Source organism: Specibacter sp. NPDC078692 (assembly GCF_040686835.1).
Classification (GTDB): Bacteria; Actinomycetota; Actinomycetes; order Actinomycetales; family Micrococcaceae; genus Specibacter.
In genome coordinates, this window is record NZ_JBFBLV010000020.1 from 47,543 (window position 1) to 74,352 (window position 26,810).

Here is a 26,810-nt window from a genome sequence, read left to right on the forward strand (position 1 = left end):
GTGGGCCGTTGTGGGTCGGCTGCTTAATCAGTTGAAGGTTCGACGCCGGCCGTTTCAGTCACAGGCTCGGCGAACCAGAGGCGGGTCTCACCGTATTTTTTATGTGCCAGTCCAGTCAATCCGGCCGGCCAGGTGGGCTCGGGCGTGCGTGCTGAACGCTCCACAATCACCACTGCAAAGTGGCTCAGCTGCGGAGCCAACAATTCCAGCACCACAGAGAGTTCTGCCTCGGTCAGGGGGTACGGCGGATCCATGAAGACCAGGTCCCACTGTTCTAGGGCAGCCTCGGCAGTCCTAGCCAGGAACGTTTCCACTTTGGAGCGCTGCACCGTGACAACTTTGGAGCCGAGTACCTTGTTGACCAGTTCGGCATTGAGCTGGCAGACGGCCGCAGCTTTGTCGTTGAACTCGACGAGTTCTACAGATTTTGCACCGCGGCTGGCACTTTCGGCACCCAGAGATCCGGAGCCTGCGTACAGGTCAAGGACCCGCGTGTCAGCGAGCATATTCATGGATTCCAGCCGAGAAAAAAGTGCTTCCTTGACTCGGTCGGTGGTGGGTCGGGTGCCCTCCCCGGGGACTGACACCAAGGTGCTCCCGCCAGCTGCTCCGGCAACAATGCGGGTCATGCCCGCGCTCCAGCTACCATGCAGTTCACGGCCAGGGCTGTGGCAGGCACAGCTGTGCCGCTCGTAGCGCGGCCACTGCGAGCCACGGAATTCTTAGCCACGTTCAAGGAAAGCCTCATTCTGTTCGGTCAAGTACATCTCAATTTCCAGCTTCAGGGCTGGATGGAATTCCAGGTCAGGATCCAGCTCAACAATCCTGATGGCGTCCTGCCTGGCTCTGCCAATCAACGCTTCATCCTTCACCGCACTGAGCATCCGTAAACCACTGACGCCGCCTGATTGCCGAGCACCCAGAATGTCGCCTTCTCGGCGCATTTCCAAATCCTGCTTGGCCAGCACAAAACCGTCAATGGTGGCAGCCACGGCATCGAGCCGTTTCCGGCTCGGGTGATCCCGTTCCAAGCCGGTCACCAACAGGCAGGTTCCGGGGTGCCCGCCGCGCCCAATACGGCCTCGGAGCTGGTGCAGTTGTGACATGCCAAAGCGGTCGGAGTCCACGATCACCATGAGCGTGGCATTGTGCACATCCACCCCCACCTCGATCACCGTGGTCGCCACCAGCACATCAATCTCACCGGCGGTGAATCCCTCCATAACGTCATGCTTCCGGGCAGAATCCATCCGTCCGTGCAGCATCTCAATTCGCAGACCGGCTAGGGCCGGAACCGTGCGCAAGTACTCCAGAGTTTCCAACACACCTGTCATGGGGCGCGCGTCTGTCTTGTCCGCAGGAATGTCCTGCGCATCGGGAGCATCACCGATCTTGGGGCAGACCACATACACCTGATGTCCGGCGTCGACCTCTTCACGAGTGCGGGCCCACACGCGCGATTCCCAGCTGGGGTGCTCCGACAGAGGAGCGACGTAGGTAAGGATGGGTGTGCGCCCAGCCGGCAGCTCCGTCAACTCCGAGACCTCAAGATCTCCAAACACGGTCATGGCCACGGTGCGCGGAATGGGCGTGGCTGTCATGACCAGCAGGTGTGGGGGCTTGTGGGCTTTGGCCCGTAGCACATCGCGCTGCTCCACCCCGAAGCGGTGCTGCTCATCGACCACGATGAGCCCCAGATCGGCAAACTGCACATTGTCGGATAAAAGCGCATGCGTGCCAATAACAATGCCAGCTTCGCCGGAAGCGGCCGCCAGTAGCGCCTTCTTCTTGACCGCGGCGGGCATGGATCCGGTCAGTAGCGTCACTTGAGTGGCGGAGGTACCACCCAGCAAGGAGCCCTCACCCAGCGGACCCAGCAGCGCAGAAATGGAGCGTAGGTGTTGGGCGGCCAGCACCTCGGTGGGGGCTAAGAATGCTGCCTGCCCACCGGCGTCAATCACTTGGAGCATGGCACGCAGGGCGACAACCGTCTTGCCGGAACCCACCTCACCTTGCAAGAGCCGGTGCATGGGGTGGCCCTGGGCAACCTCGGAGGCGAGCAACGCGCCGATCTCCTGCTGGCCAGCGGTGAGGGTGTAGGGCAGTTTGGCGTCGAAGGCATCCAACAATCCGCCGTGGACCGGAGGCCGGCCGGTGGCGTCCTGCTTCATGACCGCCAGACGGCGTTGCGCCAAAGCCGTTTGCAGCGCCAAAGCCTCTTGATAGCGGAAGCGCTTGCGTGCCCGGGGCCACGATTCCATATCCGTAGGAGCGTGGATCTCGTTGTAGGCCTCAGGCAGTGGCATGAGCTGCTCACGCGCGGCAATGTGCTTGGGGATGGGATCGGGCACCTTATCCAGATCCAGCACAGGCAGCAGCGCCTCGATAACATCCGCCGTTTTCCAGCTGGGAAACTTCAATGTGGCCGGATACACCGGAATGGGCCTAGCAGCCTGAAGCTCTGCTTCATGCTCGGCCAGTTCGTCATCCGGCAAAAGAACATAGCCGGGGTTGGTCAGCACCTGGCGGCCACCGTACTCCCCCACCTTGCCGGAGAACAGAGCCAACACTCCCTCTTGGAGTTCCTTCTTAGCGGTGTAGCCGTTGAAAAAACTGATGGCTAGATCGGCCGGACGCCCGGAGTTGTCCTTGATGACAATGTCGGTGATGGTGCCCTTGCGCTTCTGCATAAAGCGAGTGTGCTGGGATACCACGCGTGCCAAGATGGTGGCGTCCTCACCCAGTTCCAATCGGTTCAGATCGGTCAGATCACCGCGCTCCAGATACCGGCGCGGGAACTGGTGCAGCAGCTGGCCGGCCGTGGTGAGGCCTAGGTTTTTTTCCACCACATTGGCCGTGGCTTGGCCCAGCAGACGGGAGATATCCATGGCAAGGTCTGAATTCCCTTGTGCAGGGTTGGGGAATCTGGGGCCGGGGTCAGAGGAGCTCATGGGCGTCCTGCGCTGCAGTGGCGGACAGCGCTGAAATGCTCACGTTGCTGGGATCACCCACAGCATGGATAGCTTCGAGAGCAACATGGGCTGAGGGTACGTGGACATGCACCCGCCACGGGTACGCGCCGGTGGGGTCAGCCTGTTCAGATACCGCGCTCATGATGACCGAGTCACCCATGCCATCGAGTTCCAAACGGAGGCCAGCGGCGGCCAGCGGCGTCAAGGAGATGGTGCACATGACCTCGACACCTTCCTGTTCCGGCATGGTCAGGGCAATATTGGGGTCCTGAACCTTGTAACCAGACAAACCATCCAATAAATCTTCCTGCAACGGCTCCCCGATCATGACCGAACGCAAGCAGTCTAAGATGAGCAGCAGACCGACGCCGCCGGCATCCACCACCTGCGCGTCTGTGAGGACGCCCAGCTGAGATTCGGTCAGCACCACGGCGTCGCGGGCAGCACTGACGGCGCTGTCGATGGTCTCAGCCAACACCTGGTTGGATTCATCCCCGTTGAGGGTAGCTTCCACGGAGACGGCGCCCCGGGCTGCGGCTTCCAGCACGGAAAGCATGGTGCCTGGCATGGGTTCGCTCAGGGCGCTCCAGGCTCGCAATTGCGCACGGTGCAAGGCTGCGGCTAGCAAGGGTCCGCTGATCCGCTGGGCGCCGATCAGAGGTTCGGCCATGGCGGCCAGCGATACGGCGAAAAGAGTTCCGGAGTTGCCCCTAGCCTGTTCCATCGCGGTACGACCGGCGGCAGCGAGTGTGGCGCCAACATCGGAGGGCTCCAGGTCCGCCACTTCCTGTGCGGCCGCACGGACCGTCAAGTACAAGTTGGTGCCCGTATCTGCATCCGCCACCGGGTAGATGTTGATGGCGTTGAGCCTGTCGCTGTGGTTGGCCAACGTTTGTTCGGCCATGGCCAGCCAGCGGCGGACTACGGGTGCAGTTGCGGTGATCTTAGACTGCAAAATGATCCCATCCCAGGGCGCCTGAAACGACGCCTTCAAAATTCTGTCCGTCAATGATCACGGCCGCAACAGCCGCTTCCATAGACACTATTGAGCCTATCCCAATGAACCCTTCCGGGAGGGTGCGGCCTGCCGGGAATGTGGATAACAGTCCATGATCTTCTCCGCCCGTCAGGACCCATTGGAGCGCATTTTTCCCAAGTACGACGGCGGTTTCCTCCAGTTCCGCTGCCATGGCCGCGAGCATGGCGGAGTCTAGATCTACGCAGACTTTACTCGCTGCCGCGATGCGGGTGGCGTCGCGCAGCAGCCCATCTGAAATGTCCATCATGGATGTTGCTCCGGCGCGTGCTGCTGCGGGCCCGGCGGCCAGCGGCGGTACAGGGCGGGCAAAGAGTCCCGCGGCATGAGCCATGGCCGGGGTGAAATCTGATGCGACTACGCTGCTCTCATGCAAGGCCCAGCCAGCGGCGGAGACGCCCATATTTCCGCACACGGCAAGCTGGTCCCCCACCTGAGCTCCGCTGCGCAGCACAGGCTCAAGCCCCTCGAGTGATCCTGTGACCGCGACGGTGACCACTAGTTCACTGCCGCCAGAAAGGTCTCCTCCCGCAACTGAACACTGTGGGGCGCCGAGCGCTACTATCGCGGCACTCAAGCCGTCGGCAAAGTCCTCAACCCAGGTGACCGGCGTCGTACGTGGGAGGGTGAGACTGACAACCATGGCCGTGGCAACGGCACCCATGGCGTTGATGTCGCTGAGGTTTTGCGCGGCGGCCTTCCAGCCGACGTCGTACCCGGAGGAGATGCTGCCGTTGGGCCAGAGGAGGCGGAAATCTTTGTTTTGAACTTGGGTGTCGATGGAGATGACGGTGCGTCCGTCGGGGGCGGCGATGATGGCGGAATCGTCCCCGGGGCCGAGCAGTGTGGTGGTGCCTGTGTGTAGGCGCGGAAAAATACGGGCCAGAAGCTCGGATTCGGAGAGTTGATCCACGGTCAGGTTCATGCTTTAACCGTAGCCGAGGGGTAGGACATTGCTCGCAATGGGCTGGTGGGGTGCTCGCCCACCATGCTCGCAGGTGCGGCAGGACGAGAGCACCCCACCTGTTAGTTCTCCTGCTCCAAATGCTCTAGTAGCTCGGCTTCTGCCCGGTCCAGGTAAAGGCGCAGCGCCTGTGCTGCCTCCTCGCGCTTGCCGTCCTGCAAAAGCGTCACCAGTGAGCCATTGAGCTCGACGTAGTGTGAATGGAAGTCTGGTGCATCGCTCATGGCATGGAAGACGAGACGCATTTGCGCCAATACGCGCGTCATCAATTCCTGCAGACGTTCGCTGCCGGTGGCCCGCACCAACTCTTCATGAAAGCGCTGATTAGCATCGGCCATGGCCGCAGTGTCACCTTCAGCAAGCGCGGCCCGAGCGTCAACCACCACATCCGCCAGCGCCTGAACGTCTAATTGTTGGCCCCAGAGGACGGCCGCAGGTTCGATCATGCGCCGCACACCGTAAATTTCCTTCACGCCCGCGACGCCGGGAGACGCCACAAAGACACCGCGGTTGGGGATGCGGGTGATGATCAGCTCATGATCAAGCACGGTAAAGGCCTCACGCAACGTATTCCGGGATACCCCCAGCGCTTCGGAGAGTGCCAGTTCCGAAAGCTTGGCCCCCGGAAGTAGTTGGCCTTCCGCGATGCGGGCGCGGATCACGGAAGTTACCCAGGCGCCGGTGTGCGCGTGGGTGGACCCCTCCGCGAGGGGTTGGACTGAAAATAACGCGTTCACTGGCATCTTCCCAATCTAATCCACCCCGGTCCCCAACCACGCACCCGCGAGTGTTAAGCGATAGTTCCGAGGACATCGCCCCGGGATATCGCAGCGCCCGGTTCCTGACCACCGCGAGTAAAGGTCCCGGCTTTATGCGCCACAATGTTCGATTCCATCTTCATAGCCTCCAGTACGGCCACGGTGTCACCCTCGGCCACGACCGCGCCGTCCACGAGGACCCATTTGATCAGATTCCCATTCATCGGGGCGCTCAGCGCGGCATCGTCGGTGGCCGCAGCAATATTTTCGGCCGCAACATCGCGTGCCGTCCCGCTTGCGCCATGGCGGATCGAATCAACCAGTGAGGCGGGCAAGCCAATGTTCATGGCCTTGCCATCGATCTCGATAGTCAGAGTTTCGCGTTCGGCACCCGGTTGGGCGGCGGCGATTTCCGGGCTGGCGGCCAGCTCCTGGGCAAACTCGGATTCGATCCACGTGGTGTAGACCCCGTAGCGCTCGTCGTTGGCAAAGTCGGCGTTACGCACCACGGCACGGTGGAAGGGCAACACACTGGGGACACCGGTGATGACCATTTCATCCAGTGCCACCTTGGCCCGGCGCAGCGCCTGGGCGCGGGTGGCGCCTGTGACGATCAGCTTCGCCATCAGCGAGTCATAGTGTGAGGGGATCACCGATCCACTCCGCACCCCGGAGTCCACCCGGATACCCGAACCGGTGGGTGCCTCAAAACCGGTGATGCGGCCCGGGCCGGGCAAGAAGCCACGGGCAGGGTCTTCGGCGTTGATCCGGAACTCGAAGGAGTGGCCCACCGGTGCAGTGTCTTCGGTGAAGGAGAGCGGCAGTCCCGCGGCAATCCGGAATTGCTCGGCCACAAGGTCCACACCGGTGGTTTCCTCGGTGACCGGGTGCTCAACCTGCAGCCTGGTATTGACCTCCAGGAAGGAGATCAGCCCATCCGGTGCCACCAGGTATTCCACGGTTCCGGCGCCATGATAACCGGCCTCGCGACAGATGGACTTCGCTGAGGAATGGATGGAGGCACGCTGTTCCTCGCTCAGGAAAGGGGCCGGCGCCTCCTCGACGAGCTTCTGGTTGCGTCGCTGCAGTGAGCAGTCGCGGGTGCCCACCACCACCACATTGCCGTGCGTGTCAGCCAGAACCTGGGCTTCGACGTGGCGCGGCTTATCGAGGAAACGTTCTACGAAGCATTCGCCGCGGCCAAAGGCCAACGTGGCCTCACGGACCGCCGATTCAAAGGCGTTGTCAATCTCCTCGAAGCTACGCACCACCTTAATGCCGCGCCCGCCGCCACCGAAGGCGGCTTTGATGGCCACCGGCATGCCGAATTCTTCGGCGAAGGCGCGGACCTCGGCACCTGATGCCACCGGGCCATCGGTGCCCGGGACCAACGGGGCTCCGGCACGAACCGCAATTTCACGGGCCGTGACCTTGTTGCCCAGCAACCGAATGGACTCGGGGGTGGGCCCGATCCAGCTCAACCCGGCGTCGATGACAGCCTGCGCAAAGTCGGCATTTTCGGAGAGGAACCCGTATCCCGGGTGCACCGCGTCGGCACCAGAGCGTGCAGCGATGTCAAGGATCTTGGGAATGTTCAGATAGGTGTCGGCACCCGTGGAGCCATTCAGGGCGTAGGCCTCATCGGCCCGGCGCACGTGGAGCGCATCGGCGTCGGGATCCGCGTAGATGGCCACCGAAACCATTGAAGCGTCGGCACAGGCGCGGGCAATGCGGACGGCGATTTCCCCGCGGTTGGCAATCAATACTTTTTTCATGCGTGGATTCCTTCATCGGGGAGGGCCTGAATGGGGGCGTGCAGATCAGACAAAACAAAACGGAGAGAGGCACCGGGCGGCAACTGAGCAGCCGCGGGCAGATCCTCGGCAATGACTCCGGCAATGACGGGATAGCCGCCGGTCACCGGATGATCTGCCAGGAAGAGTACCGGCAGCCCCGAGGGTGGGACCTGCAGGGCACCAGCCGCGACGCCCTCCGAGGCCAGCTCGCCGGTGCGGGCGCGTTCCAGTGCTGTGCCGTCAGCCCCAAGCGCCAGACGAATGCCGACGCGGTTGGATTCCGTCGAGACGCTCCAGATTTGTCCTGTCAGCTGGGCAAGCCCCGCGGCATCGAACCAGTCATCGCGGGGACCCGGACTGATCCGTAAGGTGTATACACCCTCGGCGTCGGGTAGTGGAAGCGTGGAGGATTCCGGGTTGCCAACTACGTGGGCACCACGGATGGCTCCCACGGGCAGCATGGTGCCGCGGGCCAGCGGAGCCGGGCCAATGCCGGACATGGAGTCGGTGGAGCGCGAGCCCAGCACCTGGGGAACATCTATGCCACCGCGGACGGCAAGATAGCTGCGTAGGCCGTCGCCTGCAGGGGTGAGGCTGAGGGTTTCACCCTCCAGCAACGCAAACGGAGTGTCCATCGGAAGTTCGCGTACACCGTGGAAGTCATCGCCATCCACCGGATCCACTGTGATGGTTGCGGTGGCGCCGGAAACAGCCAGGACCACATCGCCCTGGGCGCGCAAGCTCAAGGAACCCATGAGATTTTCGATGACCGCGCACCGATCGTCGTTGCCCACTAGGCGGTTGGCCTGAGCTGCTGAGCGAGTATCGGCTGATCCCGAGGCGGAGACGCCCAGATCGCCCAGTCCGGGACGGCCAAGGTCCTGGATGAGAGATTGCGGACCCGGGTCCAAGATTTCTAGCAGGTTGGTTCCGGCAAGCATTGCCGGAACGTGGGTGTTGGCTAGCGCCGGGGAAACATGGAGAGTCTCGCGGCTCGGTACGAAGCGCACACGATCCTGAGGTCGGATCAATGCTGGTTTTTCACGGTCAAGATCCCACAGCACAGCATCGGTGTGGCCGATCAGTTGCCAGCCGCCAGGAGATTGCCGAGGGTAGACGGCCGAAGAATTCCCGGCCAGTGCCACGGCCCCTGAGGGGACCACCTTACGCGGGGTGGAACGGCGAGGGACGTTGAGCAGCTGATTTTCACCCATGAGGTAAGCGAAGCCCGGCGCGAACCCACCGAAAGCCGCCCGCCAGGTTTGTTGCGTATGCGCGTTGATGACAGCTTCAACGCTCAGTCCGGTCAACCCCGCGACCTCGGCAAGATCATCGCCGTCGTAGTGCACGGGAATTTCGACGAGTGAACCGGTGCTGGCTGCCGCTGTGCCAAGTTCCAAGGCCAGCACCGCGGTCGCGATTTTTTCTGCGTTCTCCGTGGAATCTGCCTTGATGAAGAGAGTGCTTGCCGCAGCCAGTACATCGATCTGACCCGGCAGCGGGTTAGCGCTCAGCAACGCGGCCAGAGCCAGTACCGAATCGAGGTCCGAGAGCTCAACGAGCACCGCCCGGGAACCTGCGAAGCGCGTGGCTAGGACGCTCATACGAAGCTCTTGATGCCGACGCCCGCGTTTTCCAGGCCTGCGCGTACCGCCGCGGCCATGGCCACTGCCCCTGCGGTGTCCCCATGCACGCAGATGCTCTCGGCGTTCATCGGGATCACCGAGCCATCGATGGCCACGATTCTTGCCTCGGTGGCCAGCCGGAGCATGTTTGCGGTGACTTGCGCAGGGTCGTGCAGTACCGCGTTGGCTTCGCGGCGAGAGACAAGGGTACCGTCGGGGTTGTAGTTCCTATCGGCAAATGCCTCGGCGACAGGTCGCAGTCCTGCGGCCGCAGCCTTGGTGAGCGCAACCGAGCCGGGCAGCAATAGCACCGGCAGATCCGAACCGAAGGCACGGATGGCATCCACCACGGCTTGGGCATGGGCTTCGTGATGCACGATGGTGTTGTAGAGGGCGCCGTGTGGTTTGACGTATTTGATGCCCGCTCCGGCGGCCCGTGCCAGCGCCTCGAGGGCACCGAGCTGATAGAGGACGTCGTCGGCCAGCTCGGTGGGGGAACAATCTAGGAAGCGGCGTCCGAAGCCGGCGAGGTCCCGGTAGCCGACGTGCGCGCCGATGGTGACACCCGCGGCGACTGCGTCGCGGCAGGTCTGAGCAATGACGCTGGGATCTCCTGCATGGAATCCGCAGGCAACATTTGCTGAGGAAACTGAGGCGAAAATTGCTGCATCATCCCCCATGGTCCAATTGCCGAAGGATTCTCCGACGTCAGAATTCAAGTCTATGTATGGCATTTGTGACCCCGGTCTCGTGATTTTGCTTGTTCTAAGGATGCACTATGAATCAAGATTGTTCAACAATCTGTGATTGAGCGATTCCTCGCTTCAGGGCCTAGTTCGATGGCCCGGGAACGGCTAGGGCACCAGGTAGCGGCTGTCCCTGGCATCGGTAATGAGCATGTGCCCTGGGGCGTGCCCGATAGCAAGTGCCGGACGTGATTCCATGACCGCAGCCTGGGGCGTGACCCCACAGGCCCAGAACACCGGGATATGCCCGGCCGGGATGTCGACCGCATCACCAAAGTCGGGCTTGGAAAGATCCATAATGCCCAACTCTTCGGGATTGCCAATGTGCACCGGCGCCCCGTGAACGGCCGGGTAGCGCGAGGTGATGCGAACGGCGTCGGACACCTGTGAGGCGGGAATGGGGCGCATGGAGACCACCATGGGCCCGGACATGGTGCCGGCCGAGGCACTGCGGATGTTGGACTTGAACATCGGCACATTGACGCCCGCCTCGATGTGGGCGATGGAGATTCCACCCTCCATCAATGCTGTCTCAAACGTGAATGAGCAGCCCACTATGAACGTCACCAGATCATCGCGCCAGTACTCACTGAGGTCAGTGGGTTCGGCGACCTTGATGCCGTTCTCATAAACGTAGTATTGCGAGACATCCGTGCGGATGTCTCCACCTACCAACAGTTCCCCGCTGGTCTCGCCTGCGTCAAGCACGCCGAGGATAGGACAAGATTTGGGGTTGCGTTGGGCAAAGAGCAGCACGTCGAAGGCCTGCTCCTTGGGCACAATGATCAGGTTGGCCTGCGCGTAGCCCCGGGAGAACCCTGCGGTGGGTCCAACCAGACCGTTGCGGAAAAGTTCGCGTGCCTGCGCAGGTGACAGCTCGGCGCGATTTTCCGGTAGCGAAGCGCTTCGTTTAATTGCGCTCATGACGTGACGATTCCTTTCAAAAGTTCCAAAAGACGTGCGGCCCGGGTGGGAGACGGAGTTACTTAGACCCATAGTTTGGCCAGGCCGGCCAGTGAGTTCCAGCCCAGGAACAGGGTGAGTAGCCAGGTAGCCACACCGATGATCAGCAGCCACTTCGGATAGGCGTAACCCTGCAGTAGATCCCGGCGGCGCCAAGCGGCCCAAAGTAGGACAGCGAAACCGAAGGGCAGGATTAGACCGTTGAAGGCGCCTGCGAAGATCAGCAGTGTCTGGGGAGCCTGGCCTAGGAACAGGTAGATGACAGCGCAGACGGCGATGAAGGCGACGGTGATGAGGTTTCGGGTGCGCTCGGGAGTGCTGGACTTGGTGATGAACGAAACCGAGGTGTATGCGGCACCGATCACCGAGGTCAGAGCGGCAGCCCAGAGGATCACACCGAAGGATCGGATACCGATTTCGCCGGCCGCGTGGCCAAAGGCCTCAGCGGCTTTGTTGTCGCTGGTCAGTACCACGCCACCGGCAACTACGCCGAGGATGGCCAGGAAAAGCAGGACACGCATAACGCCCGTGACGATGATGCTCAAGATTGAGGTTCTGGTGATGTCCTTGACGTTCTCCACACCGGCGGCACCGGAATCGACCATGCGGTGCGCACCGGCGTAGGTGATGTAGCCGCCCACGGTGCCACCGATCAGTGTGGTGATGATCAGGAAGTTAATGTTCTCCGGCGCTACTGCGTTCTTCAGTGCTTCACCCACGGGAGGGGCGGCAACTATGGCTACGTAGAGCATCAGCAGAATCATGATGGCCCCGAGCAGCACCACGATCTTATCGAGCGCCATGCCCGCACGTTTTGAGAGGAAAATGAGGATCGCGATGGCTGCGGAGATGAGTCCACCGATCTTGGGATCCAGCCCGATCATGGCGTTCATGCCCAGACCGGTGCCGGCGATGTTACCAATGTTGAACACCATTCCACCAATGAAGACCAGGGCGGCAAGCGCCCAGCCAGCACCAGGCAGGACCTTGTTGCCCAGTTCCTGGGCGCGCATTCCTGAGACGCCAATGATGCGCCAGACGTTCAACTGAACCGCAATGTCCACCAGGATGGAGACGACAATGGCGAAGGCGAAGGAGGCGCCGATCTGAACCGTGAATTCAGTGGTCTGAGTGATGAATCCGGGACCGATAGCGCTGGTGGCCATGAGGAACATGGCACCGAGCATTGCCGTACGTCGTGCGGAAGCGCTGAGCTTCGGTTTTACAGTGGGAGTAGCCATGATTCCATCCGTCGGAGTGCGGGTGACTGTCGTCACAAGAAGGAGCGATGAGAAGTACACTACAGGTTGTTGAACAATCTCAGCAATAGGTTGTTCAACAATCTTTTAAATAGCGGCCATTATTCGCCGGCGCTCCCGCACCACCCCGCGCTCCCACCCGCCCCCACGCCACCCCGCCGACCCCGTCAGCGAACCACCCGGATATTGAACGGCACCCCTTGGAACTGCTGCATCATCGCCACGAAGAGCGGGAAGTAATGCTCCACTCCTCGAGCGGAGGCGATGCCACCCAGATCCACCTGCGTTTCCACTCCCCAGCCAAGCTCGGCAAGCAGCGAGCTAACCAGAGCCTTGGCCTCGGAATCGTCGCCCGAAAGGAACACTGACGACGCCTCCGGGAGCGATGCCGGCGCCAAGGCCAGAGCTCCCGGCAAAGTGTTGAGCGACTTGACCACCTTCATGGCTGGCAGAGCCTGCTGCAGGAGTTCACCCAGGCTTGCCGTCGGGTACATCAGCTCGAAGCTCGGAGTTACGGCGTTGCCGATGTCCAGCAGCACCTTGCCGGCAAGATCATCGGCCAGCGGAGTCAAGAATTCCAGCGTGAATGAAGCCAAGACCGCATTCACCACGAGGTCAGCATCGCGGATCGCCTCAACAGCGGAGGTGACTGGCGCAGCCAGGTCCGAGTGCGCCGCGGGGTCCCGCGATCCAAAAACCACGGTGTGGCCCGCCGCGATGAACCCACTGGCAAGGGTGGTGGCCATGTGGCCGGTCCCAAGGATTGCAATACGCATGACTATGCTTCTTTCAGAGTGTGGCACTAAACTAAAGTAGTTCGAACTTGAACTACTTTTTCAACGTAGCACTAGTTCAAATTTGAATCAATAGTTTTTCGCAGAGCAAAAAGTAGAGCAACGTAGGAGCCCCCGATGAAGCAACCACTGGACAGCGGTGAACTCGATGCGTACTTTGCGCTCGTCACTGCCGGAGACCTCGTCCAGCGTGCCGTCTCGGCGCAGTGCTCCGAGCATGGATTGACGCCGCTTCAGTTCTCAATCCTCGCCAGGCTCCGAGACACAAAAGATGGACTACGCATGAGCGATCTCGCGGATGCTTTGGTCGTCTCGCGAAGCGGTCTGACGTACCAGATCGGCCAGCTCGAAAAAGCAGGTTTCGTGATCAGGGAATCGTCGAACTCGGATAGCCGGTGTGTGGTTGCCCAGCTAACAGCCACCGGACGTGAGCGAGTGCAGGAGACATTCCCTGGACACGTGGCGTTGGTACGTGAGAAGTTCATCGATCTCCTCAGCCCTCAAGAAGTCGCCACCATCCGCACCGCCCTGGAAAAAGTTGTCGCCAGCCTGCAGTAAGCCCCGGCAGCGAGGACAAGCCAACGAGGAAAAGGCATGTAAAACTAATAGCAATGACAAGCAAAGAGCAGTACCTCAAGGCCTACGACCAGCAACTCCGCACCGACGCCGAAACGCCCAGCGCCATCGACGTCACCAGGCTCGGCCCGCTTCGCCTGGTGACGTTTGCCGGTGGCCGCGGCTTCATCACGTACCAGGACCTCGGCGGCACCCACCACATCCCAACCCTCGTCACCACAGCGCTGGATCATTTCCGCGCCATCCCCGAGATTTCCAGTGTCGAGTGGAAAACCCGCGGCCATGACAACGCGCCCGGCCTGCATGAGGCACTGATCGCCCACGGCTTCGTCCCGGAGGACCCGGAATCGATCATGATTGGCCCACTCGAGGCTTTGGCACAAGAGGTCCAGCTGCCCGCAGGCGTGACGCTACGAAAAATCGAAGGAGAAGCCGACATCCGGGCCATGAGCGCCATGGCTGATGAGGCCTTCGGCGACCCCACCAGCACCCGCATGGCCGACGCTCTGCTCGCACGCTTGGCTCGCAACGACGGCATGGAGCTCTGGGTCGCCGAGGCCGACGGCAGGATTGTCAGTTGCGGCCGCCTCGAGCCCGTCCCCGGCACAGATTTCGCAGGAATCTGGGGCGGCTCCACCCTCAAGGCCTACCGCGGCCGCGGCATCTACCGAGCCCTGACCGCCGCCCGCGCCCGTTCCGCCCTGGCAATGGGCAAAACTCTGGTCCACAGCGATTCCACCGAATTCTCCCGCCCCATCCTTGAACGCTCCGGACTACTGAAGGTGTCCACCACCATCCCCTATTTCTGGAGGCGTTAGAGTACGACGCCGGACACCTCCTTGCGCTGCCGGCCCACCGTGGGCGTAGCGCCCCTCGCCACAAAAATGACGGAGATGTGGTCTTCCGCTGCTGATAATTCAGTAGCGGAAGACCACATCTCCGTCATGAATGAGTGGTGCGGAAGTTTTACTGCTCCTGCATCGGAATCCGCACGCCGCGCTCGGCGGCCACGTCAATGGCCCGCTCGTAGCCAGCGTCGGCGTGGCGAATAACGCCCATGCCGGGATCGTTCGTGAGCAGGCGCGCCAGCTTCTCCCCCGCCAAAGCAGAACCGTCGGCAACGGAAACCTGGCCAGCGTGGATGGAGCGGCCAATGCCCACGCCGCCGCCGTGGTGGATGGAAACCCAGGTGGCACCGGAGGCTGTGTTGAGCATGGCGTTCAGCAGCGGCCAGTCGGCAATGGCATCGGAGCCATCCTTCATGGCTTCAGTTTCGCGGTACGGCGACGCCACGGAGCCGGAGTCAAGGTGGTCGCGGCCAATCACAATAGGTGCCGAGACCCGGCCGGAGGCAACGAGTTCGTTGAACAGCACGCCTGCCTTGGCGCGCTCTCCGTAACCGAGCCAGCAGATGCGAGCCGGCAGGCCCTCGAACTCAACGTGCTGCTGCGCGGCGTCGAGCCAGCGGTGCAAATGCGCGTTCTCGGGGAACAACTCCTTCAGGGCCTCGTCGGTGACGCGAATGTCCTCAGGATCACCGGAGAGCGCCACCCAGCGGAACGGGCCCAGGCCCTCGCAGAACAGCGGGCGGATGTAGGCCGGGACAAAGCCCGGGAACTCGAAGGCCCGCGAATAACCACCCTTGCGCGCCTCGTCACGGATGGAGTTGCCGTAGTCAAAAACCTCGGCACCAGCATCCTGGAAATCGACCATAGCGGCAACGTGGCGGGCCATCGCGTTCTGTGACTTCTTCGTGAAACCCTCAGGATCAGCTTCCGACTCCGCCACCCACTCTTCAACGGAGTATTCGGTGGGCAGGTAAGAGAGCGGATCGTGCGCGCTAGTCTGGTCCGTGACAATATCCACGGTGAACTCGCCGGCCTGGTGGCGGCGCAGAATCTCCGGGAACACTTCAGCCGCGTTGCCCACAACACCCACGGACAGCGGCGTGCCAGAAGCCTTCGCCTCAAGCACACGCTCAAGCGCGGCATCCAGGGACGGTGCCAACTCATCTAGGTACCGCTTGCCCACGCGGCGCTGCAAGCGCTCGGCAGAAACGTCAACTATCAGGCAGGCCCCGCCATTGAGCGTCACGGCCAGTGGCTGCGCCCCGCCCATGCCGCCACAGCCACCGGTCAGCGTCAGTGTCCCGGCAAGAGAGCCGCCAAAGCGCTTCTCGGCAATGGCAGCAAAGGTCTCGAAGGTGCCCTGCAGGATGCCCTGGGTTCCGATGTAGATCCAGGAGCCGGCCGTCATCTGGCCGTACATCATCAGGCCTTCGGCCTCGAGCTTGCGGAACTCAGGCCACGTTGCCCAGTCCCCCACCAGATTCGAGTTGGCCAGCAGTACACGCGGCGCCCAGACGTTGGTGCGGAACACGCCCACGGGCTTGCCCGATTGCACCAGGAGGGTCTCGTCGTCGTCGAGCGTCTTCAGCGTGGCCACAATGGCGTCGTAGGCCTCCCAGGAACGGGCGGCGCGGCCGGTTCCGCCGTAGACCACCAGATCCTCGGGCCGCTCGGCAACCTCGGGGTCCAGATTGTTCATGAGCATGCGCAGCGGCGCCTCGGTCTGCCAGGACTTGGCGGAGAGTTCGGTACCGCGGGCCGCGCGAATGGTGCGGGAGGGGTCATGCATCGTTGCCATGATATTTCCTTAGCTGTCGGTTCAAAGACGGTGGCCGGAACGGATCCGGTGAATGTACCTATGTCTCCATCAAACCTCGACAACGGACCCAATCCTAGGGGCCGGCCGAGCACACCGTCTGTGATACAAGACAGTTAGGTGCCAGGGCGTCCTGCCTTGGAAAGGGCCGACGCCGTGACGCCACCTTGCGCTGCAGCGCCGCCTCACGTCCTGCGCACTTCAGTCCGTCCGTCAGCGGTGCGCGGCAACGAAGGGATCCAGCAACGAATGCAGGTGGGCGTGGACCTGCTGGATGGACTGCCCGGATCCGAGCATGCGCGTGCCTGCGTGGACCACGGAGTTGATCATGTCCACCTGCTGTCCAAGGCAAGGCCGGGGGCCAGAGTGGCAAGGGCGAAGCCCACGGCATGGGCGCCCTCGGCGACTAGGTCCACGTGGGCCAGTGCGTAGGCAAGGATCCGGTCGGCCTTGGTGGGGGCGTCGGCCATGGCACCGGTGACGCGCTCGGTCCAGCGGGGGGAAGATGTCTGCGATGAGTTCCTGCAGCAGGTCCTGGCGGCATCCAGCAGGGCCGTTCGCCCAAATCCGCCCCGCGCAAGGCAGGTCGCGGGCCGTCTGGCGCCGGGCCAGTACTGTGCAAAGGCCCCCATCCGGGGCATGATGGAAAAGTAACGTGATTTTGCACCGCTTGACGAAGACGAAGTTCCAAAGCCTGTCGGAACTGCAAAAGGACGGAGACTGATTCACATGGATTCAACGATGTGGATATGGATTGCCATTGCCGCAGTAGTCATCATCGTGATCATCGCAGTGCTGATTTCCCTCGCCTCCCGGCGACGCCGCGAGGCGAAAGAACTCCAAGCAAAGGAAGATCGGGAGCGGGCGGCCAAGTTGCGCGAAGACGCTAGGGTTGCCGAGCTCGACTCCCGCGAGAAAAACGCCGCTGCAATGCGCAAGGCATCCGATGCGGAACAGGCCGCAGTCGCCGCTGAACGCTTAAGCATGGAAGCCGAGCAGCAACGCTCGGATGCCGCCGTCGCTGCAGCCGCGGCCAGGGAAAAACTTGCCGAGGCCGCCGACGTCGATCCCGGAGCCGATGCATCGAATCGTGCGCAGCCCGCCCCCGCCGAGGATCGCACGGACCGGCCCTCAGGGGAAGGTGCCCCGGAGGAAGGAAATGATGCCGGCACCGGCCGGCACTCAGCAGTGGACAGCCGGCCCCTCCATGACGGCCCCTAAACCCAACCATCACGAGAATTTTGAAAGGACATCAACATGAGCATCGGTGCCGGAGTAGTTCTTTTTGTTATTGGCGCAATTCTGAGGTTTGCCCTCGAGATCCAAGTGGCCTGGCTCGACATCGCGCTGGTCGGCAACATTCTGATGGGGGCCGGAATCGTGGTCTTCATCCTTGGCCTCATTTTCACCTTCCGCAGGCGCCAGTCATCGTCCAGGACCGTCATCCGCCCGACTGACGGAAACGGCACTGTCCGCCACACAGACCGCACGGATGACACCGGCATCTAGCCCTTAAAGAAGCCAGACGGTGCCCGCCTACCAAGGTGGGCGCCGTCGGGCTTCAGGCAGAGGGGCTCAGGCTGAGGGGCTAGACGAACGCGGCAATCCCGGTGATGGCGCGCCCGGCGACCAGAGTGTTGATTTCATAGGTGCCCTCGTAGGTGTAGATGGCCTCGGCGTCGCAGAAGATCTTGGCCATCTCGTAGTCCACGGAGACGCCATTGCCGCCGAGGATGCCCCGGCCCAGCGCCACGGTCTCGCGCATGCACTTGGTGACGAAGGCCTTGGCCATGGCCGAGTGTTCGTTGCGGGTGGTGCCGGCGTCTTCCATTTGCGCCAGCCGGACCATCATGCCCATCGACGCCTGCGCGTTGGAGAGCATGGTGACGAGCTGTTCCTGGATGAGCTGGAAGCTGGCGATCGGCTTGCCGAACTGGTGGCGCTCCACGGCGTAGCGGCGGGCGGTGTCGAACGCGGCCAGCTGGATGCCCACAGCCTGCCAACCCACCGTAGCGCGGGTGGTCTTGAGCACCTTGTTGGTGTCGCGGAAACTGTTGGCACCCGCGAGCTTGTTGAAGTGCGGCACGACGACGTCTTTCAGGACAATGTCGGCATTCTGGACCGCGCGCAGGGCAATCCGATTTTCAATCAGGGTGGCGCTGAACCCCTCCCGCGAGGTCTCCACCAGGAAGCCCTTGACCTGATCATCGGCCACGTCCTTGGCCCAGATAATGACGTAATCGGAGAACGTGGAGTTGCCAATCCAGCGCTTTTCACCGTTCAGCACCCACGAATCGCCGCGCCGCTCAGCCGTGGTCCGGGTGCCGCCGGCAACGTCGGATCCGGCCAGTGGCTCGGTGATGGCGAAGACGCCGGTCTTGCGCAGCGCGTAGATGTCAGGCAGCCATGCAGCCTTTTGTTCCTCGGAGGCCAGCAGTTCGATGGAGCCGGTGAACAGTCCGTCGTGCCCGCTGAAGAAGGTGCCGAAGGAGGCGTCCACGCGGTGGATGGCGGCGGTGATCATGCCGGCCAGCAGGTGCGAATGCCCTTGGCGCCGGACCGGGCTGATCATATCCAGCTTGGCGACCTCCGGGATCAGGTGCACGGGGAACTCGCTGCGGTTCCAGAAATCGCGGGAGATGGGGCGTACATTGGCCTCCATCCAGTCGCGGATTTCATTGAGCCGGGCCAGCTCATTGGCGGGCAGCAGGGTTTCAAAAGCGAAGAAGTCGCCGTCAGGGTACGGCAGGGCGGCGGAAACAGTGGTGTCGGTCAAGGAAATCTCCTCCAGGGAACGGCGGGACAAAAACGGGACAGGACGGGAAGGCCAGGGTGGCCGTTGGCCAGGGAATCGGCTGGAAGGTGGCGTGTGGCGCCGGCTCCGGGCCGCCGCCGTCAATTGCGGCGTACTTCGAACATAGCCCGGACCCGATGCGGAATATGAGCCAGATCACGCAAATCAACCGCTCGTCTCGGATCACAGACGAGTTTGGTGAACCGCATCACTTCACCACCGGCAAACATGCTCAGATTGATTCAAGAAAAACACCAGCGACAACACTAAATTCCAATGGAGGAATGAGATGTCAAGAATCCAAACCGTGCGAAAGAGCGGGCCGGCCATTGAGCGCCGGTCCATCGACTTCGTCCCCCACCGCGAGCGCCATGGCAAGCCCTTTGGCCAGTTCACCCTGTGGTTTGGGGCGAACATGCAGATCACGGCCATCGTCACCGGTGCCCTGGCCGTCATCTTCGGCGCCCCCGCCTTCTGGGGCATTGTCGGCCTGTTCATCGGCAACCTGCTGGGCGGCGCCGTCATGGCCCTGCACGCGGCACAGGGCCCCAAGCTGGGCATGCCGCAGATGATCTCCAGCCGCGCCCAGTTCGGCGTGTTTGGCGCCGTCATCCCGCTGATCTTGGTCATCGTCATGTACCTGGGCTTCGCCGCAACCGGGGCAGTGCTCGCGGGGCAGGCCGTGGACGAGATCCTCCCGACGGACAGCCCCGTCATAGGCGTGCTGATCTTCGGCGCCCTGACGGTACTGGTGGCCACTCTCGGGTACAAATACATTCACATGCTGGGCCGGATCTCCACGATCGTGGGCATCATCGGCTTCACCTACCTGGCCATCCAGCTTTTCCTCAAGCACGACGTCGGATCCGTCATGGGTGTGGGTGGTTTCGCCATCCCCACGTTCCTGCTCGCCATTTCCCTCAGCGCTGGCTGGCAGCTGACCTACGGCCCCTACGTGGCTGACTACTCCCGCTACCTGCCGGCCAACACGCACGCCACCAAGACTTTCTTCGCCTGCATGTCCGGTTCCGTCCTGGGTGCCCAATGGTCCATGACCCTCGGTGCGCTGTTTGCAGCCATCGCGATGCCTGAGGGCAAGGGCTTCATCGACAACCAGGTCTCGTTCGTCGGAGACTTGGCAGGCGGCGGCGTCATCGCCGTGCTGATGTACATGGTGATTGTGGTGGGCAAGCTGACAGTCAACACGCTCAATGCCTACGGCGGCTACATGACCATTTTGACCTCCGTCAGCGCCTTCACCCGCCAGCTGCGCTTCGCGCCCTGGGTCCGCTTTGCGTACGTGATCGGCTTCATCGGCGTCTCCGTCATCATTGCCCTCGTGGCCTCGGAGGACTTCGTCTCCAACTTCAAGAACTTCGTGCTGCTGCTCCTGATGGTCTTCATCCCGTGGAGCTCCATCAACCTGGTGGACTTCTACTTCTCCTCCAAGGAAAAGGTTGACATCCCGGCACTCTACGACCCCAAGGGCCGCTACGGCGGTTGGAACGTTCCGGCGCTGCTCACCTACCTGCTGGGCGTGGTTGTCCAGATCCCGTTCCTGGCCCAGCACATGTACACCGGCCCCATCACTCCCCTGCTCGGCGGGGCCGACATCTCCTGGATCGTTGGCCTGCTGGTCACGGCAGCCGTCTACTACCCCGTGGCCAAGCGGTTCAACCACCCGCCGGCAGAGATGGTCTACCCGGCCGACGACCAAGTCTCAGCCGACCCGGCAACCGCCGCAACGGCACCCGTCGCCTGAGCAACCAGGCCTGACCTGATCTGAGCAACCCTGCCTGCCCAGCCCGCCCCAACACGAAGGAACGATTCATGACCACGCTCCAGACCCCTGAGGCGCTCGCAACCCTGCCAGTGCCTCGGGACCTGGTGGCCACGCTGCCCGTCTATTCCACGGCGGGCGGCACCGTCCCACCCAAGTGGCGGGCGTCGTCGAACGAGTCCTTTTTGCCGCCGTCACCGGCAGTGCTGGCCGCAATTGATGCCGCGGCCCGGCACTGCCAGCGGTACCCCACGCTGCAGGGCGAACCCCTCATCGCCGCACTCAGCGGCAACCTCGGCGTCGCTGCGGAGCAGATCGTGGCGGGCGGGGGTTCGCTCGCGGTGCTCCAGCAGTTGCTGACGGCGTTCGCGGGGCCGGGCAAGGAGGTGGTGTTTGCGTGGCGCAGCTACGAGGCCTACCCCATTCTGGTGCGCCTGACCGGTGCGCAGGACATCCCGGTGCCACTGACTGCCGGCCACGGGCACGACCTGCCCGCTATGGCCGCCGCCGTCACCGCAGACACCGCCGCCGTGATCCTGTGCAGCCCCAACAATCCCACAGGCACCGTCCTGGGTGCGGCCGAGGTGGAGGATTTCCTGGCGCGCATTCCTTCCCATGTGGTGGTGGTGCTGGATCAGGCCTACATCGAATTCGCGGACGACGCCGAGGCCTCCTCCCGGCACAGCCTCGCCTTACTCGCAGCGCATCCAAATCTGGTCCTTTTGCGGACATTTTCCAAGGCGTACGGCTTGGCCGGACTGCGGGCAGGCTACCTGGTGGCCCACCCCGGCATTGCGGCCGCGGTGCGCGCGGTGTCGCCGCCCTTTGGCTTGAATGCGGTGGCCGAGGCTGCCGCCGTTGCCGCTCTCGCGGACACCGGTGCACTGGCCGCAAATGTTTCCACCGTGCGCGAAGGCCGGATAGCGCTTCATGCAGCCCTCGCCTCCCGCGGTCTTGCACTACCTGACAGCGGCGGTAACTTCCTGTGGCTGCCCGCGGGTGAAGGCTCTGCGGCCCTGGAAGCCGCGTGCCTGGCCCAGAGCGTCAGCGTTCGCAGCTTTGCCGGCGAGGGCGTGCGGGTCACTGTTGGCTCCCGGGATGCCGAAGCCGCGGTGCTGCGCGGCGTTGACGCCTGGCTGGCCGGCGGAAGGGTTTAACGCAGCCCCACGCAGTTGCAAAAAGCCCGGCCATCTCCACATACAGCCGGCTCGCGTGCAGCGACAGGTAGGAGACCTCGTCGTCGTCGAGCTTTTACGCCAACGACGCCTTCCATGACATGGTTGTCCAGGAGGGGATAGGACGCGACAGTGGTGGGGCTGGACAGAGCGCCCGAGGTCAGCGACATCGCCCGGATGATCAGTAAGAAGTTTTCCGGCAGTTGAAACGGCAGCGAGCGCCTCACCTCACCGAACTCACCGGCAAAGTCGCGCAACTCCCGAACCAACCGGGACATTTTTGGTGCCCTGACCCGTTAGCGCGCCAGTACCTTGCCGGGGTTGAGAATCCCCTGCGGGTCCAGCGCACTCTTGATGGCCAGCATGACCGGGATGGCGGATGCATGCTCCTTCACCAGGGAGGCAGTCTTGCCCAGTCCGATGCCGTGCTCACCCGTGCAGGTGCCTCCCATGGACAGGGCACGCTCAACGAGCCTGTCGTTGATGGCACCCGCTTTCACCAGAACGCCGTCGTCCCCGGGAGGAAGGACAAAGGCGAGGTGGAAGTTGCCGTCGCCCACGTGGCCAACGATCGGGGCCAGCACACCCTCACGGTCGGTGTCGGCCTTCGTCAGCGTGATGCATTCGGCCAGCCTGGAAATTGGCACGCAAACGTCGGTTGACCAGGTGCTGGAGCCGGGAACCAGGGCCGTGTAGGACGGCAGGGCGTCGTGGCGGGCACGCCAGATGCGGCTGATTTGATCGGGATCACTGGCGTAATCCCAGCCGGTCCCGCCGTTCACCAAGGCAAGCTTGCGGACCGCCTCCCCCTGATCGGCGATGTTCGTGGCCGAGCCCTCAAATTCAAAGATCAGCGTTGACAAGACGGGAAGTCCCAGCCCGCTGTAACGGTTGACGGCATCGACAGTGACGTCATCGAGCAGTTCCACCCTGGAGATGGGCACTCCGGACTCCAGTGTGGACTGGACCACGGCGGTGCAACTTTCCAGGGTGGGGAATGAGCAGATTGCCACGCTGGCTGCTTCAGGGATGCCGTACACGCGCAATGTCACTTCGGTCAGCACGCCAAGGGTTCCCTCGGCGCCGACGAACAGGTGCGTGAGGTCATATCCGGCTGCCGACTTGCGCGAGCGCCCGCCGGTCTTGATGATGGTCCCGTCCGCCAGGACCACTGTCAGGCCCAGCACGTTTTCCTTCATGGTGCCGTACCGGACCGCGGTGGTTCCGCTGGCGCCCGTGGAGGCCATGCCGCCAACGCTTGCATCCACGCCCGGGCCCACGGGGAACGTAAGCCCGTGGCCGGCCAGGGCCGCATTGAGGGCGCTCTTCATGACGCCGGCCTGGACTGTGGCGTCAAGGTCGGCGGAACCGATGCGCAGGATCTTGTCCATGCCGGACAGGTCCAGGCAGATGGAGTCGGCCGTGCTGTTGGCGCCACCTTCCAGCCCGGTTCCCGCCGCGATCGGCACCGCTGCCACGCCGTGGCGTGAACAAATGGCCAGAGCCTCGGATACGTCCCCGGTGCTGGTGCAATGCACCACGGCCATGGGCGCCTCCCACGGCAGGTGCGATCTGTCGTGCCCGCGGGCTGACCAGACACCGTCGTCAGTGTTGACCTTGCTTCCCAGCCCGACCCGCAGCTCGGCCAGGACCGCCGTCTTATTGTCGGGTGCAAGCATTGTCATTGGTTGTTTCCTTCGTGTTGCGTGGCTGTGGCGCGACGCTGCACCGTCGGGCTACCGCAACGATACCCACTGAATCCGAGCTTGTGCGGCCAATCACATTCCTGCGGGCCAATTCTCGGATCCAAGACATTTTCCCATGTTCGACGGCGGCCGGCCCGTCACCCACTGGGGCGTAGCCGGCGCGAAATCTCCGTGGCGCAGCGGGTCACCTCGGGCAGCCATTGCGCAGCCAGGTCCTCCACGTCCACGGTGCGTTCCTGGAGAATTCCCTCGGCCTCATTCCGTGCCGCGGCGGCCGGGCTCAACGCCGGGCGGTTGGCCACAGTGAGCGTCACGCTGGCCACGGCCAGCCCGCTGTTGTCCAGGACAGGAACGGCAATGCTGGAGAACCCGTCGGTGATCTCATCCTGTTCCCAGGAAAAGCCCCGCTCTCGGATCCGCACCAGCAGCTCATTGAGCGCCGGCACCGAGTGCACGCCCGTTTCATACCGTGTGGGGAAGGCTTCAGGCCCCGGATACAGGGCCGCAAGCTGCTCGGCCGACATCGAAGCAAGCATGGCGCGTCCGCTTGCCGTCAGGTGGGCGGGCAGCCGAACACCTGGATTCGTCACCAGCGCGGACTGCCGCTTGGCCCGTTCCTCAATGACGTAAATGACCTCGCGGCCGTGCATGACGGCAAGGTGGGCGGTGCGCTTGGTGCGCTCCACCAGCTGCGCTATGGGAAATCTGGCTAGCCGCTGCAGCGGCGCCTGGCGTGAATAGCCGGTGCCAAGCTCGTGCGCCGTGACGCCGAGCGCATACTTGCGCTCCTCGGGCAGGTGAACCACAAAGCCGTCATCCACCAGCGCGGCCAGCAGGTGGTAGGTGGTGGAGCGCGGCAGCTCCACCTCGCGGGCAATGGCGGCCGCCCCCACCGGGCCGGCCTGCGCCGCCACATAGCGAAGCACCGAAAGGACGTTCTTGGCGGCTGGAACCTGCGGCAAATTCTGTGTACCCATGGAGCCATGGTAGCCGCTGTTCGTCTGTGATCACAGACGGGACCCCTAGCCAAACTGGGACTTTCAGCGCTTTCAGTGCTGTGATGGTACTAACAGTTGCCGCATTGCCGGACCCTCCCCACGTTCAAAGGCTGAATCTTCCATGACCACTCCCCCTCCGGCCACGGCCACCCATGAGCCCGCTGCGCTGAACCGCCCCAGTTCCCTTGAAGGCCTGCGTGTCCTGGACCTGTCCCGGGTGCTGGCAGGCCCCTTTTGTGCCATGATCCTGGCGGACCTCGGCGCTGAAGTCATCAAGGTGGAAAGCCCCGACGGCGACGATTCCCGCCACTTCGGCCCCTGGTACAACGGTGAATCCGCCTACTACCGCCTGTTCAACCGCAGCAAGTACGGCGTCACGATGGACCTGAAGGATGCAGCGGAGCGTGAGCGCCTGCTCGCATTGGTGCGGCGGTCCGACGTCGTGATTGAAAACTTCCGCCCCGGCGTCATGGACAGGCTGGGACTCTCCGCGGAGAGCCTCATGGCGGAAAACCCCCGGCTGGTCATCGTCAGCATTTCCGGGTTTGGCCAGGACGGGCCGCTGCAGAAGGCGCCCGCCTATGACCTCATTGCCCAGGCCATGAGCGGGCTGATGTCCATCACCGGTTGGCCGGATGGGCAGGCCACGCGCATTGGCATCAGCATTGGCGATGTCATTCCGGGGCTCTACGGGGCCATCGCTGCGCTGGCAGCCATCAACGAACGCCACAACACGGGCATGGGCCAACACATTGACGTCGCCATGCTCGACAGCCTCATCTCCGTGCTGGAATCCGTGGGCATGCGCGCCCTCCACGGCGAGGAGCCGGTGGCATGCGGCAACGACCACGCCATGTCAACCCCGTTCAGCACCTACCAAACCGGGCGTGGCTCCATCGCGATCGCGATTGCCGGCGACCGCCTGTTCCCCCGCCTGACGGAGGCGTTGAACCGGCCCGAATGGTTGGTGGATGAACGCTTCCGCGAGCAAACCCGCCGGAATGAATTCCCGGTCGAATTCCGCGCCGCATTGGAGGAGGCCCTGAGCCCGTTCACCGACGACGAGGCGATCGAACTACTGTCCGACCACCACGTCCCGGTATCCAAGGTCCAGACCGTCAACGAGGCACTGACCAGCGAGCATTCGGAATATCGCGGCACGGTCGCCACGGAGTCGGACGGCTTCAAGACTTTGGCCTCACCCCTACGCCTGACCGGCTCGGTACCGCCCTCCCCCGCCCCCACGCTGGGCCAGCACAATGACCAGATCGGCACCTGGCTGGAAGGTCCTGTTCGGACGGGACGTCCATAGTCCCCGGTTAGACTGGGCCGATGCCGAACCCTGTCCAGGGCTGCCCTTGGCCTGCTGGCGGCTCTGTTGGCGTGGCTGGTTTTCGCGTTCCAGCTCTTCTGCAACGTGCACACTCCACCGCTGCAAGCGGCCGACGCCGTGGTGATGCTGCCTGCTGTGTCCGCTTCGATGGCTTGATATGAAGATTGCCCAGAGTTGATGTCTGTGGCTCGTTACAGGAATGCCTCGTGAGTGACCCCCATGCAGGCTGCCGGCCGCACTATGGCCGGAACAATCCGAACCGTCAAAGAGAAAGGAATGAGTATCAATGCCCACTGTCGCGCATCTATATCCATTCATTATCGGTGTAGGCACCCATGCCCGAACCCATACCTACGCCGTGACCGCCACCCACGGTGAGCAACTCGGCATCGAGACTTTCTCCAGTACGTCCCGGGACGGAAGCGGGCGATCTCTTGGGTAGCGCGCCGTATTCAAGGCTACGCTGATACGCTCTGGGTCATTGAAGGGGTCGGTAGCTACGGTGCCTTACTCACAGGCACAGTTTCACGCACCGGTTACCGTGTGGTGGAGGGACCCCAGACATATGGTCCAGCCCGGCGTGGTGCCGGAAAATCAGATCTGTTAGATGCCGCCGCCATTGCTGCGGGCGGCGGCGCTGCCACTTGAAGAGCCTGATCTACGCAATCCACGACAGGATGACGGGATTCGTGCGGCTCTACGGTGTTTTGGTCGATGCTAGAGAACAGATGACGCTTGAACGAACAGCCAAAGCTAACGCGCTCACTGCTCTGCTAAGCCTTGATCCACCGATCCGTTTTGGGGGCTGGCTGAATCCCGTTTTTTGGTGATGTGGCGTTTTTGGGCAGCGGTGGGGCCGGCCTCGCTGCCG

At 62.8% G+C, this 26,810-nt stretch carries 25 protein-coding genes and 1 pseudogene; 8 read left to right on the forward strand and 18 right to left on the reverse strand.

The window, feature by feature from the left end:
* Positions 1–23: 23 nt before the first annotated feature.
* From rsmD to AB0O97_RS13940, 11 genes are all read right to left on the reverse strand, one after another.
* Positions 24–629: a 16S rRNA (guanine(966)-N(2))-methyltransferase RsmD gene (rsmD, locus tag AB0O97_RS13890; protein WP_363883430.1), complete on the reverse strand. Its 606-nt coding sequence runs from the start codon at positions 627–629 to the stop codon at positions 24–26.
* Positions 630–722: 93 nt separating this feature from the next.
* Positions 723–2,951 carry an ATP-dependent DNA helicase RecG gene (locus AB0O97_RS13895; protein ID WP_363883432.1) on the reverse strand — a complete coding sequence of 743 codons (2,229 nt, stop codon included), beginning with the start codon at positions 2,949–2,951 and terminating at the stop codon, positions 723–725.
* Positions 2,938–3,876, reverse strand: a complete 939-nt coding sequence (locus AB0O97_RS13900; protein WP_363883474.1) for a DAK2 domain-containing protein — start codon at positions 3,874–3,876, stop codon at positions 2,938–2,940. The genes AB0O97_RS13895 and AB0O97_RS13900 overlap by 14 nt, the downstream gene beginning before the upstream one ends.
* A gap of 40 nt (positions 3,877–3,916) precedes the next feature.
* Positions 3,917–4,933, reverse strand: a complete 1,017-nt coding sequence (gene thiL, locus AB0O97_RS13905) for a thiamine-phosphate kinase (RefSeq protein ID WP_363883433.1) — start codon at positions 4,931–4,933, stop codon at positions 3,917–3,919.
* Positions 4,934–5,034: 101 nt separating this feature from the next.
* Positions 5,035–5,715: a GntR family transcriptional regulator gene (locus AB0O97_RS13910; RefSeq protein WP_363839168.1), complete on the reverse strand. Its 681-nt coding sequence runs from the start codon at positions 5,713–5,715 to the stop codon at positions 5,035–5,037.
* Between the two features lie 47 nt (positions 5,716–5,762).
* Positions 5,763–7,505 (reverse strand): biotin carboxylase N-terminal domain-containing protein, encoded by a 1,743-nt coding sequence (locus AB0O97_RS13915; protein ID WP_363883435.1) that lies wholly within the window; start codon positions 7,503–7,505, stop codon positions 5,763–5,765.
* On the reverse strand, positions 7,502–9,130 hold the full coding sequence (locus AB0O97_RS13920; RefSeq protein ID WP_363883437.1) for a 5-oxoprolinase/urea amidolyase family protein: 1,629 nt from the start codon (positions 9,128–9,130) through the stop codon (positions 7,502–7,504). Before AB0O97_RS13920 ends, AB0O97_RS13915 begins: the two co-directional genes overlap by 4 nt.
* Positions 9,127–9,885 carry a 5-oxoprolinase subunit PxpA gene (locus tag AB0O97_RS13925; RefSeq protein WP_363839159.1) on the reverse strand — a complete coding sequence of 253 codons (759 nt, stop codon included), beginning with the start codon at positions 9,883–9,885 and terminating at the stop codon, positions 9,127–9,129. The genes AB0O97_RS13920 and AB0O97_RS13925 overlap by 4 nt, the downstream gene beginning before the upstream one ends.
* A 120-nt stretch (positions 9,886–10,005) precedes the next feature.
* Positions 10,006–10,821, reverse strand: coding sequence for a putative hydro-lyase (locus tag AB0O97_RS13930; RefSeq protein WP_363883439.1), 816 nt, complete (start codon positions 10,819–10,821; stop codon positions 10,006–10,008).
* A gap of 62 nt (positions 10,822–10,883) precedes the next feature.
* Positions 10,884–12,101, reverse strand: a complete 1,218-nt coding sequence (locus AB0O97_RS13935) for an NRAMP family divalent metal transporter (protein WP_363883441.1) — start codon at positions 12,099–12,101, stop codon at positions 10,884–10,886.
* Between the two features lie 185 nt (positions 12,102–12,286).
* Positions 12,287–12,895, reverse strand: coding sequence for an NAD(P)-binding domain-containing protein (locus AB0O97_RS13940; RefSeq protein WP_363883443.1), 609 nt, complete (start codon positions 12,893–12,895; stop codon positions 12,287–12,289).
* Positions 12,896–13,030: 135 nt separating this feature from the next.
* Between AB0O97_RS13940 and AB0O97_RS13945 the strand changes: the two genes are divergently transcribed.
* Together AB0O97_RS13945 and AB0O97_RS13950 are read left to right on the forward strand one after the other, a co-directional pair.
* Positions 13,031–13,471, forward strand: coding sequence for a MarR family transcriptional regulator (locus tag AB0O97_RS13945; protein ID WP_363883445.1), 441 nt, complete (start codon positions 13,031–13,033; stop codon positions 13,469–13,471).
* A 53-nt stretch (positions 13,472–13,524) separates the two neighbouring features.
* On the forward strand, positions 13,525–14,307 hold the full coding sequence (locus AB0O97_RS13950; RefSeq protein ID WP_363883446.1) for a GNAT family N-acetyltransferase: 783 nt from the start codon (positions 13,525–13,527) through the stop codon (positions 14,305–14,307).
* On the opposite strand, the gene AB0O97_RS13955 is transcribed toward AB0O97_RS13950, so the two are convergent.
* The 3 genes from AB0O97_RS13955 to AB0O97_RS13965 form a co-directional block, all read right to left on the reverse strand.
* On the reverse strand, positions 14,304–14,435 hold the full coding sequence (locus AB0O97_RS13955) for a hypothetical protein (RefSeq protein WP_363883448.1): 132 nt from the start codon (positions 14,433–14,435) through the stop codon (positions 14,304–14,306). The genes AB0O97_RS13950 and AB0O97_RS13955 overlap by 4 nt on opposite strands.
* Before the next feature lie 20 nt (positions 14,436–14,455).
* Positions 14,456–16,135: a urocanate hydratase gene (gene hutU, locus AB0O97_RS13960; protein ID WP_363883450.1), complete on the reverse strand. Its 1,680-nt coding sequence runs from the start codon at positions 16,133–16,135 to the stop codon at positions 14,456–14,458.
* Between the two features lie 344 nt (positions 16,136–16,479).
* Complete coding sequence (locus AB0O97_RS13965; protein WP_363883452.1) at positions 16,480–16,785, reverse strand: hypothetical protein; 306 nt, start codon at positions 16,783–16,785, stop codon at positions 16,480–16,482.
* Positions 16,786–16,882: 97 nt separating this feature from the next.
* Between AB0O97_RS13965 and AB0O97_RS13970 the strand changes: the two genes are divergently transcribed.
* A complete protein-coding gene (locus tag AB0O97_RS13970) occupies positions 16,883–17,374 on the forward strand; it encodes a hypothetical protein (RefSeq protein WP_363883454.1) in 492 nt (163 codons plus the stop codon).
* A gap of 36 nt (positions 17,375–17,410) precedes the next feature.
* Positions 17,411–17,662, forward strand: coding sequence for a DUF6458 family protein (locus AB0O97_RS13975; protein WP_363883456.1), 252 nt, complete (start codon positions 17,411–17,413; stop codon positions 17,660–17,662).
* Between the two features lie 79 nt (positions 17,663–17,741).
* Here the strand turns inward: AB0O97_RS13975 and AB0O97_RS13980 are convergent, their stop codons facing one another.
* On the reverse strand, positions 17,742–18,929 hold the full coding sequence (locus tag AB0O97_RS13980; RefSeq protein ID WP_363883458.1) for an acyl-CoA dehydrogenase family protein: 1,188 nt from the start codon (positions 18,927–18,929) through the stop codon (positions 17,742–17,744).
* 307 nt (positions 18,930–19,236) lie between these two features.
* Here AB0O97_RS13980 and AB0O97_RS13985 point away from each other — a divergent pair, with 307 nt between their 5' ends.
* Together AB0O97_RS13985 and AB0O97_RS13990 are read left to right on the forward strand one after the other, a co-directional pair.
* On the forward strand, positions 19,237–20,709 hold the full coding sequence (locus AB0O97_RS13985) for a cytosine permease (RefSeq protein WP_363883460.1): 1,473 nt from the start codon (positions 19,237–19,239) through the stop codon (positions 20,707–20,709).
* A gap of 68 nt (positions 20,710–20,777) precedes the next feature.
* On the forward strand, positions 20,778–21,884 hold the full coding sequence (locus tag AB0O97_RS13990; protein WP_363883462.1) for a histidinol-phosphate transaminase: 1,107 nt from the start codon (positions 20,778–20,780) through the stop codon (positions 21,882–21,884).
* Here AB0O97_RS13990 and AB0O97_RS13995 read toward each other — a convergent pair.
* The 3 genes from AB0O97_RS13995 to AB0O97_RS14005 all read right to left on the reverse strand — a co-directional run bounded on the left by AB0O97_RS13995 (position 21,881) and on the right by AB0O97_RS14005 (position 24,585).
* Entirely contained in the window at positions 21,881–22,180 is a 300-nt protein-coding gene (locus AB0O97_RS13995) for a hypothetical protein (protein ID WP_363883475.1), read from the reverse strand. The two genes, AB0O97_RS13990 and AB0O97_RS13995, sit on opposite strands and share 4 nt — an antisense overlap.
* 18 nt (positions 22,181–22,198) lie before the next feature.
* Positions 22,199–23,587, reverse strand: a complete 1,389-nt coding sequence (locus tag AB0O97_RS14000; protein ID WP_363883464.1) for an FAD-linked oxidase C-terminal domain-containing protein — start codon at positions 23,585–23,587, stop codon at positions 22,199–22,201.
* A 158-nt stretch (positions 23,588–23,745) separates the two neighbouring features.
* Positions 23,746–24,585 carry an IclR family transcriptional regulator gene (locus AB0O97_RS14005; protein ID WP_363883465.1) on the reverse strand — a complete coding sequence of 280 codons (840 nt, stop codon included), beginning with the start codon at positions 24,583–24,585 and terminating at the stop codon, positions 23,746–23,748.
* Between the two features lie 142 nt (positions 24,586–24,727).
* Here AB0O97_RS14005 and AB0O97_RS14010 point away from each other — a divergent pair, with 142 nt between their 5' ends.
* Both AB0O97_RS14010 and AB0O97_RS14015 read left to right on the forward strand, forming a co-directional pair.
* Complete coding sequence (locus tag AB0O97_RS14010; protein WP_363883467.1) at positions 24,728–25,918, forward strand: CoA transferase; 1,191 nt, start codon at positions 24,728–24,730, stop codon at positions 25,916–25,918.
* A gap of 307 nt (positions 25,919–26,225) precedes the next feature.
* Positions 26,226–26,721 (forward strand): annotated as a pseudogene (locus tag AB0O97_RS14015) (transposase); the annotation flags it as partial.
* Positions 26,722–26,810: the final 89 nt, after the last annotated feature.

Bases quoted from the DNA above. Each gene is read 5' to 3' on its own strand.
- AB0O97_RS13910 (WP_363839168.1), bottom strand. From the start codon at position 5,715: ATGCCAGTGAACGCGTTATTTTCAGTCCAACCCCTCGCGGAGGGGTCC.
- AB0O97_RS13965 (WP_363883452.1), bottom strand. From the start codon at position 16,785: ATGGGGGCCTTTGCACAGTACTGGCCCGGCGCCAGACGGCCCGCGACC.
- AB0O97_RS13935 (WP_363883441.1), bottom strand. From the start codon at position 12,101: ATGGCTACTCCCACTGTAAAACCGAAGCTCAGCGCTTCCGCACGACGT.
- AB0O97_RS13995 (WP_363883475.1), bottom strand. From the start codon at position 22,180: ATGTCCCGGTTGGTTCGGGAGTTGCGCGACTTTGCCGGTGAGTTCGGT.
- AB0O97_RS13930 (WP_363883439.1), bottom strand. From the start codon at position 10,821: ATGAGCGCAATTAAACGAAGCGCTTCGCTACCGGAAAATCGCGCCGAG.
- AB0O97_RS14000 (WP_363883464.1), bottom strand. From the start codon at position 23,587: ATGACAATGCTTGCACCCGACAATAAGACGGCGGTCCTGGCCGAGCTG.
- AB0O97_RS13955 (WP_363883448.1), bottom strand. From the start codon at position 14,435: ATGACGGAGATGTGGTCTTCCGCTACTGAATTATCAGCAGCGGAAGAC.
- hutU (WP_363883450.1), bottom strand. From the start codon at position 16,135: ATGGCAACGATGCATGACCCCTCCCGCACCATTCGCGCGGCCCGCGGT.
- AB0O97_RS13970 (WP_363883454.1), top strand. From the start codon at position 16,883: ATGGATTCAACGATGTGGATATGGATTGCCATTGCCGCAGTAGTCATC.
- AB0O97_RS13975 (WP_363883456.1), top strand. From the start codon at position 17,411: ATGAGCATCGGTGCCGGAGTAGTTCTTTTTGTTATTGGCGCAATTCTG.
- AB0O97_RS13945 (WP_363883445.1), top strand. From the start codon at position 13,031: ATGAAGCAACCACTGGACAGCGGTGAACTCGATGCGTACTTTGCGCTC.
- rsmD (WP_363883430.1), bottom strand. From the start codon at position 629: ATGACCCGCATTGTTGCCGGAGCAGCTGGCGGGAGCACCTTGGTGTCA.
- AB0O97_RS13950 (WP_363883446.1), top strand. From the start codon at position 13,525: ATGACAAGCAAAGAGCAGTACCTCAAGGCCTACGACCAGCAACTCCGC.
- AB0O97_RS13900 (WP_363883474.1), bottom strand. From the start codon at position 3,876: ATGGCCGAACAAACGTTGGCCAACCACAGCGACAGGCTCAACGCCATC.
- AB0O97_RS13895 (WP_363883432.1), bottom strand. From the start codon at position 2,951: ATGAGCTCCTCTGACCCCGGCCCCAGATTCCCCAACCCTGCACAAGGG.
- AB0O97_RS13985 (WP_363883460.1), top strand. From the start codon at position 19,237: ATGTCAAGAATCCAAACCGTGCGAAAGAGCGGGCCGGCCATTGAGCGC.
- AB0O97_RS14005 (WP_363883465.1), bottom strand. From the start codon at position 24,585: ATGGGTACACAGAATTTGCCGCAGGTTCCAGCCGCCAAGAACGTCCTT.
- AB0O97_RS13940 (WP_363883443.1), bottom strand. From the start codon at position 12,895: ATGCGTATTGCAATCCTTGGGACCGGCCACATGGCCACCACCCTTGCC.
- AB0O97_RS14010 (WP_363883467.1), top strand. From the start codon at position 24,728: ATGACCACTCCCCCTCCGGCCACGGCCACCCATGAGCCCGCTGCGCTG.
- AB0O97_RS13920 (WP_363883437.1), bottom strand. From the start codon at position 9,130: ATGAGCGTCCTAGCCACGCGCTTCGCAGGTTCCCGGGCGGTGCTCGTT.
- AB0O97_RS13990 (WP_363883462.1), top strand. From the start codon at position 20,778: ATGACCACGCTCCAGACCCCTGAGGCGCTCGCAACCCTGCCAGTGCCT.
- AB0O97_RS13925 (WP_363839159.1), bottom strand. From the start codon at position 9,885: ATGCCATACATAGACTTGAATTCTGACGTCGGAGAATCCTTCGGCAAT.
- AB0O97_RS13915 (WP_363883435.1), bottom strand. From the start codon at position 7,505: ATGAAAAAAGTATTGATTGCCAACCGCGGGGAAATCGCCGTCCGCATT.
- thiL (WP_363883433.1), bottom strand. From the start codon at position 4,933: ATGAACCTGACCGTGGATCAACTCTCCGAATCCGAGCTTCTGGCCCGT.